General features: G+C 38.7%; 9 protein-coding genes. 2 read left to right on the forward strand and 7 right to left on the reverse strand.

The window, feature by feature from the left end:
- Positions 1–42: 42 nt before the first annotated feature.
- Together V9G42_08015 and lpdA are read right to left on the reverse strand one after the other, a co-directional pair.
- Positions 43–3408, reverse strand: a complete 3366-nt coding sequence (locus V9G42_08015; protein ID MEI2759356.1) for a methylmalonyl-CoA mutase family protein — start codon at positions 3406–3408, stop codon at positions 43–45.
- A 146-nt stretch (positions 3409–3554) separates the two neighbouring features.
- Complete coding sequence (gene lpdA / locus V9G42_08020; GenBank protein MEI2759357.1) at positions 3555–4943, reverse strand: dihydrolipoyl dehydrogenase; 1389 nt, start codon at positions 4941–4943, stop codon at positions 3555–3557.
- Between the two features lie 125 nt (positions 4944–5068).
- Here lpdA and V9G42_08025 point away from each other — a divergent pair, with 125 nt between their 5' ends.
- Positions 5069–5539: a methionine-R-sulfoxide reductase gene (locus V9G42_08025; GenBank protein ID MEI2759358.1), complete on the forward strand. Its 471-nt coding sequence runs from the start codon at positions 5069–5071 to the stop codon at positions 5537–5539.
- Positions 5540–5544: 5 nt separating this feature from the next.
- Here V9G42_08025 and V9G42_08030 read toward each other — a convergent pair whose 3' ends face one another.
- From V9G42_08030 to V9G42_08040, 3 genes are all read right to left on the reverse strand, one after another.
- Positions 5545–6975 (reverse strand): PQQ-dependent sugar dehydrogenase, encoded by a 1431-nt coding sequence (locus tag V9G42_08030; GenBank protein ID MEI2759359.1) that lies wholly within the window; start codon positions 6973–6975, stop codon positions 5545–5547.
- A 171-nt stretch (positions 6976–7146) separates the two neighbouring features.
- Complete coding sequence (locus tag V9G42_08035) at positions 7147–9792, reverse strand: gliding motility-associated C-terminal domain-containing protein (GenBank protein ID MEI2759360.1); 2646 nt, start codon at positions 9790–9792, stop codon at positions 7147–7149.
- 97 nt (positions 9793–9889) lie between these two features.
- Entirely contained in the window at positions 9890–10348 is a 459-nt protein-coding gene (locus V9G42_08040; GenBank protein MEI2759361.1) for a hypothetical protein, read from the reverse strand.
- Between the two features lie 100 nt (positions 10349–10448).
- Here V9G42_08040 and V9G42_08045 point away from each other — a divergent pair, with 100 nt between their 5' ends.
- Positions 10449–11924: a DUF5723 family protein gene (locus V9G42_08045; GenBank protein ID MEI2759362.1), complete on the forward strand. Its 1476-nt coding sequence runs from the start codon at positions 10449–10451 to the stop codon at positions 11922–11924.
- 133 nt (positions 11925–12057) lie between these two features.
- On the opposite strand, the gene V9G42_08050 is transcribed toward V9G42_08045, so the two are convergent.
- Together V9G42_08050 and V9G42_08055 are read right to left on the reverse strand one after the other, a co-directional pair.
- Positions 12058–12780, reverse strand: a complete 723-nt coding sequence (locus V9G42_08050) for a hypothetical protein (GenBank protein ID MEI2759363.1) — start codon at positions 12778–12780, stop codon at positions 12058–12060.
- Between the two features lie 30 nt (positions 12781–12810).
- Positions 12811–14433 carry a hypothetical protein gene (locus tag V9G42_08055; GenBank protein ID MEI2759364.1) on the reverse strand — a complete coding sequence of 541 codons (1623 nt, stop codon included), beginning with the start codon at positions 14431–14433 and terminating at the stop codon, positions 12811–12813.
- Positions 14434–14498 lie beyond the last annotated feature (65 nt).

Consider the following 14498-nt stretch of genomic DNA (forward strand, 5'->3'; position numbering starts at 1 on the left):
TTATATCTAATTGAAAAATGGGAGTGTAAAATTTTTAAAATATCACATATTGCGCCTATACTGCCCTCCAACTTCAAACAGTGCATTGGTGATTTGTCCTAAAGAACAATACTTACTTACTTCCATCAACTTTTCAAACATATTTTGATTGTGTATGGCAGTGAGTTGTAAGTCGTGCAACAATTCAGGAGCTGTTGATACATAACGTGCATGCAAGTTTTTTAATGTAGCAATCTGTTGTTGCTTTTCTTCCTCTGTTGCACGAATTACTTCTTTAGGTAAAATGGTAGGTGAGCCTTTGCTTGATAAAAATGTGTTTACTCCAATAATAGGATAAGCACCAGTGTGTTTTAACGATTCGTAATAAAGACTTTCTTCTTGAATTTTTCCACGCTGATACATGGTTTCCATGGCACCCAAAACGCCACCACGCTCCGTAATACGATCGAATTCTGATAGCACTGCTTGCTCAACCAAATCGGTAAGCTCTTCGATGATAAACGAGCCTTGCAATGGATTTTCGTTTTTGGCAAGACCTAACTCCCGGTTAATGATAAGTTGTATAGCCATTGCCCTGCGCACACTTTCTTCTGTTGGTGTGGTAATAGCTTCATCATAAGCATTGGTGTGAAGTGAATTGCAGTTGTCATAGATTGCGTACAAAGCTTGCAGTGTTGTTCTGATGTCGTTGAAGTCAATTTCCTGGGCATGCAAACTTCTGCCTGAAGTTTGTATATGATATTTGAGCATCTGCGAGCGTTCATTGGCTTTGTATTTTAATTTCATTGCTTTAGCCCAGATACGCCTTGCTACACGTCCGATAACAGAATATTCAGCGTCAATGCCGTTGGAGAAAAAGAAAGAAAGATTAGGCGCAAAAGAATTGATGTCCATGCCACGACTTAAATAATATTCCACATAAGTAAAGCCATTACTCAATGTAAATGCAAGCTGTGAAATAGGATTGGCACCGGCTTCGGCAATATGATAGCCACTGATGGAGACGGAATAAAAATTACGAATGGCCTTATCAATAAAGTATTGTTGCATATCACCCATCAGCCTTAGCGAAAATTCTGTAGAGAAAATGCAAGTGTTTTGTGCTTGATCCTCTTTTAGAATATCGGCCTGAACGGTGCCGCGAACTTGTTTCAGTGTATCGGTTTTTATTTTATCATAAACATCTTTTGGCAGCACTTTGTCACCGGTAATACCCAGCAGCATGAGACCAAGTGAGTTGTTTCCTTCAGGAATTTCGTAATTGTATTGAGGTCGGATTGATTTACTTTTTGAAAATTCATCGGCAATTTTTTTCTCAACTTCTTTTTCTAATCCATTTTGCCTGATATATATTTCGCATTGCTGATCTATAGCTGCATTCATAAAATAGGCAGCTATGATAGATGCCGGACCATTAATGGTCATTGATACAGAAGTAGCCGGGTCGCAAAGGTTAAAACCGCTGTAAAGTTTTTTTGCATCGTCAAGACAACATACGCTGACACCACTATTTCCGATTTTTCCATAAATATCCGGACGGTGATCAGGGTCGTTGCCATAGAGTGTCACACTGTCGAATGCCGTACTAAGTCGTTTGGCCGGCATGCCTAATGAAACATAATGGAAACGTTTGTTCGTGCGCTCGGGGCATCCTTCACCTGCAAACATTCGTGTTGGGTCTTCGCCTTCGCGCTTAAAACGAAATACACCTGCCGTAAAAGGAAACTCACCTGGAACATTTTCCTGCAATATCCATTTCAGCAAATCGCCCCATGCTTTGAACTTCGGAAAGGCTACCTTAGGAATTTTGTTGTGCGAAAGCGACTCATCAAATGTTTTTATTTTTAAAACTTTATCACGCACTTTAAATTCGTAATAATCTTTACTGTACTCTTCTTTTTTGGCAGGAAAATCATCGAGAAGTTTTTTGTTGTTACCATCGAAGCTGCGCTCAAGCATATCATATTGCTTTTTCAGCTCTTCCGCAGCAGCACCTTTAATTATTTGCATGCTTTCGTAGAGTGAATAAAGCTTCTGCGCCAAATCACTTTGCTCTTCTACCCATTGATTGTAGTGACGGTTGTTTTCTGAAATTTCTGAAAGATAGCGTGTGCGATGCGGAGGAATGATAAATACTTTTTCGCTCATCTCTTCCGTAGTGTGATAGTCGCTCTTTAAATCAGCTCCGGTTTTTGCTGCAATGGTGTTCATCACCGACTTATAAAGTTGATTCATGCCCGGGTCGTTAAATTGTGATGCAATGGTTCCAAAGACAGGAACTTTATCATCATCAATATCAAACAACTTATGATTTCTCTTGTATTGTTTTTTTACATCACGCAGTGCATCCATTGCTCCGCGTTTATCAAACTTGTTTAACGCAATGAGGTCGGCAAAATCTAGCATGTCAATTTTTTCCAGCTGTGTTGCTGCACCGTATTCAGGTGTCATCACATACAAACTCGCATCGCTATGTTCTGTAATTTCTGTATCGCTTTGGCCAATACCGGATGTTTCTAAAATAATCAGATCGAACTGTGCAGCTTTGACAATATCCAATGCTTCTTTTACATGACGACTGAGCGCAAGATTGCTCTGACGTGTTGCAAGTGAGCGCATATATACTCTTGTATTTCGAATGCTGTTCATTCTGATACGGTCGCCAAGCAATGCGCCTCCGGTTTTGCGTTTACTGGGGTCAATAGAAATGATGGCAATACTTTTGTCTTTAAACTCCAACAAAAATCTTCTTACCAGTTCATCAACAATAGATGATTTGCCTGCACCACCGGTTCCTGTAATGCCTAATACCGGACTTTGTTTGGCTTTGTTTGAGATAGAAGAAGTAATTTCAGGATAAAGTTTTTCAAATTCCGAATGGTTATTTTCTGCGCATGAAATAAGTCGAGCAATGGACTTGGAATTTTTTTTAGTCAGTTCTTTTATTTCTCCATTAAGGTTTACTCCTGTGGCAAAGTCGCATTTTTGGAGCATGTCGTTAATCATGCCCTGTAAACCCATAGCACGTCCATCATCAGGATGATAGATGCGTGCAATGCCATAGTCCTGAAGCTCGTTGATTTCTTCCGGTAAAATAGTGCCACCACCGCCACCAAATATTTTTATATGGCCACAGTCTCTTTCTTTCAGCAAATCATACATGTATTTAAAATATTCCATGTGTCCACCCTGATAGCTTGTCATAGCAATGGCATTAGCATCTTCCTGAATGGCACATTCCACAACCTCTTGTGCACTTCTGTCGTGACCAAGATGGATAACCTCTGCACCACTTGACTGAATGATTCTGCGCATAATGTTTATGGCAGCATCGTGACCGTCAAAAAGCGATGCGGCAGTTACAATACGGATTTTATGTTTTGGGGAATAAATTTTTGACTCCTGCATATCAGAATAACCTTTATGCTGCAAATTTAACATTTACAGCGTAAGCAGAAAAGGGGAGATGCAGTTAGCTGATTAGAATGAAAAACACGCTATCAATAGATTTTGAAACACAAGAAATTGTTGTTTGATAACAACAAATGCCATCTTTACAAATGTATTACCTCATTGTAGGCGGCAGCGGCAGCTTCCATGATTGCTTCGCTCATGGTAGGGTGTGGGTGAACAGCTTTGATTATTTCATGACCTGTTGTTTCTAATTTACGGGCCAGAACCAATTCTGCAATCATTTCAGTAACATTAGCGCCTATCAGATGGGCACCAAGCAACTCGCCATATTTTTCATCAAAAATCAGTTTAACAAACCCATCACTTTGCCCTCCGGCTTTTGCTTTTCCTGAAGCACTGAATGGAAATTTACCAACCTTTATTCCTATGCCTGCCTCTTTTGCAGCTTTTTCTGTCATGCCAACAGAGGCAATTTCTGGCGTGCAATAGGTGCATCCGGGAATATTATTGTAATCGAGAGGCTGTGGGTGATGTCCTGCAATTTTTTCAACACAGATAATTCCTTCTGCAGAGGCCACATGTGCAAGTGCCTGACCTTTCACAATATCACCTATTGCGTAAATGCCTGGTATGTTGGTCTGATAAAAATCATTCACAACCACCTTACCTTTATCGGTAATGATGCCGCACTCTTCAAGACCAATGTTTTCAATATTGGTGGTAATACCAACTGCAGAAAGTACTTTTTCGCAGGTAATTACAGATTCGCCTTTGGCAGATTTTACTTTTACACTGCATGTTGAGCCACTCACCGTAACCGATTCCACTGAGCTGCTTGTCATTATTTCAATGCCGACTTTTTTCAATGAACGCTCTAATTGCTTACTCACTTCTTCGTCCTCTACAGGAACAATATTCGGCATAAATTCTACCACAGTAACTTTTGTGCCCATAGCATTGTAGAAGTAGGCAAACTCAACACCAATAGCACCTGAGCCAACAACTACCATTGATTTGGGTTGCTCGGGCAGGCTCATTGCTTCGCGGTAACCAATTATGTTTTTACCGTCTTGCTTTAGGTTTGGCAACTCGCGTGATCGTGCTCCTGTTGCAAGAATAATGTGTGATGTCGTATATGTTTTTTTGCTGCCATCGGCTGCTGTAACTTCTACACTTTTTCCCGGTTTTACTTTCCCATAGCCATTGATGACTTCAATTTTATTTTTTTTCATCAGAAACTGAACGCCTTTGCTCATGCCGTCAGCTACACCACGACTTCTTTTTATAACAGCATTGAAATCGGCCTTGCCACCTTCAACAGTAATTCCATAATCGGAGGCATGGCTCAGGTATTCAAAAACACTGGCACTTTTAAGTAATGCCTTGGTAGGAATACATCCCCAGTTCAGACAAATGCCACCCAGGTTTTCTTTTTCTATAATTGCGGTTTTAAGACCTAATTGTGATGCTCTGATTGCAGCTACATACCCTCCGGGGCCACTTCCTATAATGATTAAATCAAAATTCATAATTGATGCTTTAATTTGCTGCTAAAATATAGCTTTTTGATGAATCTGATACCGGTCATTAACTTTGTTTCTGTTTATGTGTTTTTACCTATTGAAAGAGTGGAGGTATCAAATAAAGTTTAGTAATGAAAATCAAAGTATTTAATATTGTCTTAGTTGTCTTGATGGTTATGTGGCAACTGAGCACAGCACAAAACAGTAAAAAAATGGAATATAATAAATTGACTCCTCAGGAAGAGAAAGTTTTGTTGTTTAAAGCAACCGACAGGCCTTTTACCGGTGATTATTATCTTAAAAAAGATATAGGAACTTATGTATGTCGCAGATGTAATGCAGCACTTTATAGAAGTGCAGATAAATTTGAGGCGCATTGTGGCTGGCCTAGCTTTGATGATGAAATTAAAGGCTCGGTAAAACGTATTCCTGATGCTGATGGCATGCGTACAGAAATTGTTTGCAGTAATTGTGGGGGACATTTAGGTCATGTTTTTTTAGGCGAAGGATTTACAGCTAAAAATACCAGACATTGTGTAAATACCAGCTCTCTGAAATTTATACCTGCAGGAACACCACTGCCTGAGGTAATAAAAAGGTAGAAAATTTATTTTATTACCGGTATTTTTATGTTGAGCGAAGCCTTACCATAAGTAATGTTGCTTAAATAAATTCCTGCGTTAAGGCTAATAGGTAAGTTAAATGTGTTGCCTCCTGATTTTAAACTCAGTTTCCACGTTGCAATTAAAACACCTTTTAGATCATAGAGATTAAGGTTTGCCTGATTCTTGCTTTTAGAAGTTAAAGCCAATTGAAGAGACTGTTCTTTTTGATTGAAAGACACTGATGCATGACTTAGTTCATTCGCATATTCAGAAATTGAAGTGGTAGTGTCTGTAATCTGATATACCTTCTGATTCATCAAATCTGCAATAAATAATTCGCCATTATCATTTTCACCAAAGGTGCTGAATGCACGCCCGGGAAAAGTTCCGGCAACGGTAACGGCATTGCCGTTGTTTGGATCTAATGCATAAATTGTTCCATTACAGAAATCGGCAAAGAAATAATATCCATATAGCGCAGGGTAGGCAGTGCCACGATATACAAATCCGCCTGTAACAGAACATCCACCTGTTGAAGCATGACTATAGGCGTGGACAGGTGAAACATAATTCCCGGTACATCCTACACTTGTATTGTATGCTACAAAACCTTCATAGCAACGCCATCCGTAATTTTCGCCACCGGAAGAACTGACAGTTTGGAAATCTATTTCCTCCCATACATCCTGACCTACATCACCAATCCACATGTCATGTGTAAGTCTGTCGAAACTGAATTTCCAGGGGTTACGAAACCCGCTTGACCATATTTCATTCTTAACATTCATAACTCCAAAGAAAGGATTGGTTGATGGAATGGTATATGCACCAGGTTGTGAAACATCTATCCTTAATATTTTACCGAAAAACATATTCATGTTTTGTGCTCTGTTACCCGGATCACCAACATCGCCACCATCACCAAGCGCGAAATATAAATAACCATCATTACCAAATTTCAAACAGCCACCATTGTGGTTGGTATAAGGCTGTGCTAATGCAAATATTATTTCTGCACTTGCAGTATCTGCAACGTTAGGGTTAGCGCTTCTTTTGTAACGGGCAAGAACACTATTGCCATGACCGGTTTTGTTTGTATAGCAAATGTAAAAGCTACTGTCGGTAGCATAATTAGGACTAAAGGCAAGACCTAATAAGCCTTGTTCGCCAGTATTACTTAGTGATGTTGGGGTTACTTTATGGTTAATGTCTAAAAATGGAACAGTGTCAACAGCCCCTCCGGGACTAATAATATAAATATATCCTAGTTGTGTTGCTGCATACATTCTGCCATCGCCATTGGTGGCAAGTTCAGATGTTTTGCCATAGATGCCATTGGCAAATTCAACAATATTTACCTGTGGCTGCGCCAAAGTTTGACTAAACATAACTATGCTTAGAAGTAAAATAGAAATGCTTGCGGAAAATCTCATTATTAGTGTTTTAAAGGAAGAGCAAATATAGCTTATCAGCCATGACTGTTTTGTCGTGAATTGGTAAGTTTGGTGAAAATTCAATTACAGTTTTTCTTAAAATAAAAAAGTGCAGACTCTGATCTGCACTTTTTTATTTTGGGTAATAATTATTTTAGCTAAAACACATAATTATTTGATGACATTGAGTGCACCGTGATATTTTTTAGAAGTTCCGTTATGCAATTGGATTTCTATTTCATAATAATAGACACCTGCGTGGTTATCTTTGGCATCCCAACCGTTTTTCCAGTCAGAATAGGATGTCACCTTTTTACCCCAGCGGTTAAAGATTGTTGTTTCTGCACTTTTTATTGCAGTGCTGTTGTAAATAAATACATCATTCTTTCCATCATTATTTGGAGTTATAACATTTGGAATTATTAATGAGTCGTCAACAACTTCAATAATAGCAGATGCTGTGTCTGTACAACCTGCATTGTCCGTTACAGTTAACACTACGTTGAATGTGCCGCCATAATTAAAAATGTTAGATGCATTGTTGTTTGTAGAAGAGTTTCCATCGCCAAACGCCCATGATCCTGAAGTAAAATTTAAACTGTTGTTGGTGAAATCTACTGTCAGAGGAGCTTGTCCGTTATAAACACTTGCTGTAAAATTTGCATCAATTGTTGTTGAAGTAATCGTAAAATTTGCAGTATCGCTGCCACAAGTGTTTGTTGCGGTAACTACGTAAATTCCCGGAGCGTTGATTGTTGTTGATGCTGCTGTTGTGCCATTGCTCCATTGGTAACTGTCACCGCCTGTTGCTGTTAATGTTAATGTACCGTTGTTGCAAAGAATAGTGGATGGTGCTGTTATTAGTGCAACAGGAACTGCGCCTTGTGCCAAATTAACGTTAGCACTTGCAGTGCCACAGGTTGAAGTGCCGGTAACAGTATATACACCTGCTGTGCTGACAGTAATTGAGTTTCCTGTCTGTCCACCAGACCACGAATAGGATGAAGCACCTGAGGCAGTCAGCGTAACACTTTGTCCGGGGCAGATTACAGTTGCAGTAGATGTTACAGAAACAGAAGGTGTGTTTGTTACAGTAACATTCACAACAACAGTATCAGAGCCACATGTGTTTGATGATGTAACGGTATAGTTTCCGGCTGTACTTACATTTATAGAAGCCGTATTTGCACCTGTTGACCAAAGATAGGTTGTAGCTCCTGATGCAGTTAAAGTTGCAGACTGCCCGCTACAAATATTTACTGATGTACCCGGTGAAACTGAAATTGAAGGAACACTGCCTGCAGTAATTGTGATTGTATTGGATGCAGTACCACATGAACTGGTTCCGGTTACTGTGTAAGTGCCGGCAGCACTGATTGTGATTGATTGTGTTGTTTGACCTCCTGACCAAATATAGGTGCTTGCACCTGATGCAGTGAGCGTGAGACTTTGTCCCGGACAAATTTCTGTTCCACTATTTGAAGTTATGTTTACAATAGGTGTTGTAGTTTGTGTAACATTGATAGTTACTGACGATGTACCGCAAGCATTTGATGAACTAACAGTATAGGTCCCAGCTGTGTTTACAGAAATTGATGATGTTGTATCCCCGGTTGACCACAGATAGCTTGTTGCCCCTGAAGCAGCTAAGGTTACTGACTGTCCTGCACAAATGCTAACATTCGTTCCAGGTGTAACGGTAATGTTAGGAGCAGTGCCCCCTGAAATGGTGGCAGTTGCTGTAGGTGTTCCACAGGTTCCGGTCACCGTAACTGTATAAGATCCGGGATTTAATACGGTAATGGACTGCGTTGTTGCACCGTTGCTCCATTGGTATGCTGTTCCTGAAGATGCAGTCAATGTTATGCTGTCGCCTGTACAAACAGTTGAAGGTCCGGTTATGGATGCAGGCTGACCATTCTGTACAATTAAGTATATGTTACTTGTGATAGTGTCATTACATTGACCAAGCATGGAAAATTGAATGGTGTCTGTTCCTGTAAAGGTTGCATTGGTTTGATAGGTTGTGACAAGATTATTAGGTGTAGCTAAAGTGCCATTGCCGCCACTCCAGAAATACCCCGAATAATTTCCGGTAAGGTTACTTGCCGTTAGTGTAACTGTATTGCCGGAGCAAACTGTTATGGCACTACTTTGTAATGTTGCCGTTAAAGAAATAATCGGTGCCTGACAACCATTATTGTAATATGTTGCATTTCCTAGAGAGTCATATCCTACACTTGAACCATCCTGTGCTGCAGTATCTAATTGTCCAAATTGATTTATCAGTAAATTAGGGTAATAGGAAACAGATTGGGTGCATACCGCTCCAAAATTCATAGTTAAAATGCGTGGTGTCGTAACTGTTGAAGAAAAGTTTCTGAAATGCCCTTGTGTGTTTCCGACACATTGAAAAATAACATACATGGTATCTGTCAGATTAGCAAAAGAATTAAATGCAGTGTTAAAATTCTCACTGGTAATTAATATAACCTTACTGTTTTCAGGTAAAATATCATTTGATGGTTCGAGCAGATAGCCACATGATTGAATAGTAGCATTCAAATCAGCTACTTTTTGTGTTGTAGTAGCATTTTGACAGATACCCAAAAAATTAAGACTTGTATTCGGCCATGTAACATTTAATGAGCTTACTTGTAAAGGTGAAGCCCCAACAGTAAAGCGAACCATTTCATTTTCGCCTTCGGGTGACCCACAGGCATCTACAAGAATGCTGTTAATTGTAAAGCAGCTTTGGCTAAAACCTGCTGAAATGGTTATGGTACTGATAAAAAGTAGTAGAAAAATCTTTTTCATTAATATATAATTTGTGATATAATTTTAAAATTAAGAAGTGCAAAAGTGCAGAATTTAACTCATTTCTTATGAAAAATAAGATAAAAAAATATTCAGTTTAATAAGGCATTATTTTTCTTTTTAAAGAATATTTTACAGTGTCTTTCTGCCCCATAAGCATTGCATCCCATGTATTCTGCTCTGACAGTGAAAAAGTTATCCGGTCATAGGGTTTAATTTTTGCATTATAAAAAGTCATGGAGGTGGGATTGTGCCCTTCGGCTTCCCATTGAAGAAGTTTGAGGCTGTCGCTATCATTGATGTAATAAAGATGGTTGTTTCTTAATACTATTTTGGAAGTTCCGCCAAAAACCTGTTTTTCACCCTCGTAATGATAGTTGTTGTTGATAAATACAGTGTCTGATTGTTTTTTCCATTCTTCATAGAACATATTACCGTTTCTTGCAGTACCTTCCCATTTTCCAATTAGCCAGTCTATATCGTTAAGCTTGTTTTTCTCCTTACATGAAGAGATAACAATAAAAATGCATAGAATAAGAAAATAAAATTTCTTCATGTTGCAAAAATGCAGAAATAATCCAAATTTAGACCCATTACTTATTAATTTTTAACGTTGATTAAGAAATGCAATAATTAATTTTGCAGCAATTCAGAAAGTGAAACCGGATATTATGTTGCAAACTTTTTTCAGGATTAAAGTGCTGAACAGGCAATTTTATTTAGCTTGTTTAATATTATTTTTCAGCAGTTTTAATCTAACCCTAGCTCAGGAAATGAATGGTATAGCACACAGTAATTTTGCAGGAAATATGGGAATTGAAATGAACCCGGCCTCCATAGCAACAATGCCATATCGCTTTGAATTTAACATACTCTCAGGAGATGTTTTTTTTCAGAATGATTATATTTACTTTCCGGCATCAGATATTCCAACAGGCAGGTTTGCAAGATTTGCTCCATTACGTCACGAAGACTATAGTGACCATTATAATAAAACACCAAAGAATGCTTTTGGTAATTTATTACTTAAAGGACCTTCTGCTGTTTGGCGAAATGACGAAGCTGCCTTCGGAATACATTTTTCTCTACGAAGTCAGCTTAGCGCTATTCATGTACCCTATCATTTAGCTAAATTTCTTTGGGAAGGAAGTGACTATAGTCCACAGCATAAGACCCCGTGGAATTCTACTGCCTTCAGTGCAGGCGCACTGGTGTATGCCGAAGCCGGTTTTACTTTTGCAAAGACAATATTAACCAACAGACAAAATGTTACAACTGCAGGTGGCACAGTAAATTTTTTATTAGGGATGAGTGGTACCTATATCAATTCAACCGTACTTGATTATAATTTTACAGATGCATCATTATTAAATATAAAAAATATTGAAGTTGACTACGGGCATTCTATTCCAAATGATGATAAAAACAATTACCTGCATCCAAGAGGTGCAGGGGCTTCACTGAACTTTGGCGTTCAACATTTTTTCAACTACATAGGGCAGGCCTATAAACCCGGAATGTCAGGAGTTAAATTGAAGAAATACGATTTGAAACTTGGACTTTCGCTCATTGACCTTGGCTTTATCAGGTTTAATGGCAATGCAAGAACTTTTAGTTTGAAAAATGTATCTGCTGTTTGGCCGGGGTTTGATACTACCAAGATTACAGGTTATGAACATGCAGATTCAGTATTTAGCTCAAAGCTTTATGGCGATGCTTACTTGTCGCGTAGTGGTAATGGATTTAATATGATTCTTCCTGCTGCTGCTTCATTTCAGGCTGACTGGAGTATAACACCAAAGTATTATCTCAATCTGGCAGTCGTTCAGAATATTCAGATTTTCGACAGGAGTGTAACACGTGCTTCACAAGTTTCTCTTACACCACGTTTTGAGACAAGAAGAATTGAGGTGAGTTTGCCAATGTCAATGTATCAGTACAACTTTTTCAGAGCAGGAATTGCTGTTAGATATAAATGGTTTGTTTTGGGTAGTGATAATCTTGGTTGGTGGCCCGGCTTGTATGAAATGAATGGTCTTGATTTTTATTTCGGATTCAAATACACAAGTGACATTTACGATAACATCCGATTTAAAAAAGGTAAAGGCGGTCATTGTCCGGCTTATAAGTAGGAGGGTACTTTGGTAAATCAGGATTTTTTGTACAAGTCATTGATAACCTATTGTTGAGAATAAAAAAATAAAAGGAGACAGCAGAACGTTTTCTGCTGAACTCCTTTAAGGGTGGGAATAAAATCCCCGTTTTTTATAAGGTGCGCTGACCATCAACGGTGACGGTATTTCCGCTGTTATCGGTAAAGGTACCATCAATCTCATCGCCCGTAAGTGTTCCGACTTTTATATTGTTGTCATCATATAGTTCGCCAGAAGATGTTATTGTTCCGGAAACATCATTGGTTGATGTCTGACCATTTTCACGCAATATTCCGCCCCACTGGCTTAAAGGTCTTGAAAGCAGAATGTTGAAAGTTCCTGTCTCCGGTTCTGTAGTAGAATAGGTGCCTTCAAAACCTTCAACCAATGCATTAGAAGTTTCTTTAATGAGGGTAAACACTGCATTTGGGTGACCCGGAATGTTTGATGAAATAATTTGTGGTGTACTACCATTGCTTTGAACAGAGAAAGTTATGCTCACAGCTTGTCCATTTAATGTACCTGTAAAAGGCGCTATGTATGGTTGACCACTGACCCAACTAACTGTAGAAGTTAGTATTGCTGAAACGCCATCAACAACCATTGTTGCAGTAATATCATTGGTGCCATTCTGTATGGAGAATTTTATGGTACCTGACGAGCCAATGATTATGCCTTTATAAACACCTTTGCTGCTTCCATCGTTTGCAGCTAATGCTTCTGCCTGTGTTACACAACTGCTACATGTATAATGAGGATTGTCTTTGTCCTTTTTTTTGCAAGATGCGAATGCTAATGTAGCAATGCATAAAATGGGAATAATTATCTTTTTCATTTTTTCTATATTTTAAATTGCTGTGTATTATTAACGGAATGAGTATTTACCTAACCAAATGTTTTTGTAGTTTTCATCATGTCCGATGTAGAAGCGGTTGTTGTCTTTGTCCGTCAGACTGGTGATGCTATGATAGACTAAATATTTCCCTTTTTCACCTAGCTCGGTAAAATTACTTATAGTATGATTTGACAGGGTGATATTGGCAATACGTGGAAAGTAGTGTGATGAGAGGGAATAGTTGCCACTATATGCAGCTGCTACTGAAGCATAGTATTTAGCTGCCTGTACTTCTAAAATTTCCCAATAGACTGATTTGCCATCAGCAGATAGAATAAAATTTTGATTTGCTGAAAAAACTTCATTCTTGCTATCATCTAACAGTTTGTTAACCGCATATTGTGCAGTTAATTTTCCCTGATTATCAAATTGCATACACACATAGTCATAATACCGGAACTCATAGGAGTTTCCGCCATTCACCACTTTTTTGTTAGACAACTGGCCTGCAACAAGCACATCGCCTGAAGGTGCTACAAAGAGATTCTCGATAACTATTTTCTTTCCTGTATAGGGTTGACCTTTTTTCTGTGAAGGAGGCGTAACAACTTTTGTTTTGAAATCTTTTACCGGCTCTGCTGAAGCAAAAGCAAGTTTGCCATCTGTGAATCGAAGCAAGTGCAAATTGGCAAATTCGGTTCCCATAACACGTTTTTCGTATTTGTCCATTTGCCTGTTGTTGGAAGTAGAGTATCCGGGATTGTCAATAGGGGCATAACTGGTAAAAACTTTATTATAAGCCTCAGTGCTTTTATCGGATCCGGCAATGAAATATAGATCGCCATTAGCTTCGCTATAATCCATTATCAACATGTTGGGCGATGGCGAAGTGAACTCACTGCTTTTTGCAACCTTACTGTCAGCACTACATTCAATATAATAGTATTTTTTAGTGTCGCTCATGCCTTCATTAGGAGCAAATACGGCAAAAATATTTCCTGATTTCAATGTGCCGCAATATACCATAGAGTATTTCCCCTGCAACGGTAGTTTAGTTTCACTCATATTTAAACTTTTGTCAACGTGAAGGCAAACAAATTGATCGTCATCACCGCTGTCATAACTGGCAAGTATCAGAACACTGCCATCATCGTCATTGCCATAAGCAGCAAAGCCTCTGTACTTGCTGTCGTTATTTTTTGGTTTTACTACTTCTTTAGAAATGCGGCTACCCCATTGATATTTTTGTTTGTCGTAGTTCCAGTTTCTTTCCCAAACTTCCTGTTGCAGGTTTAGCGACATACTCATAACATTAAAAGAGTTTGTGCCTCCAACAAATGCTTTTATTAATGTTACTTTTTGATCGGGCTGTGTTTGTTTGTCTTCTTTGGTTTTTTCAACACCAATAAATTTCAGGTTTTTATCGAAAACATAATCTTCGTAATTAACCTGATCACTTTTTTTGTCAACCTTCATTTTATACGTCATTCTGATATTGCCATCTGGGCTTAGCTCGGCATTTGCCAGAATACCTTTTTGAGCAGGCTTTGACAACTCATGTGTCGTTTCATTGCTTTGCGCAATGAGTAAGGTTGGGGAGAGGATGACCGATGCAAGCCATACTGCGGTGATTTTTGAGAATGTTTGTTTCATTTTTTTATTTTTTTTTAATGAAACAAAATTAGACCCCTTACAAAGGGTGGTCAATCACTATTTAG

It is taken from the genome of Bacteroidia bacterium, from assembly GCA_037045145.1.
Lineage (GTDB): Bacteria > Bacteroidota > Bacteroidia > AKYH767-A > OLB10 > OLB10.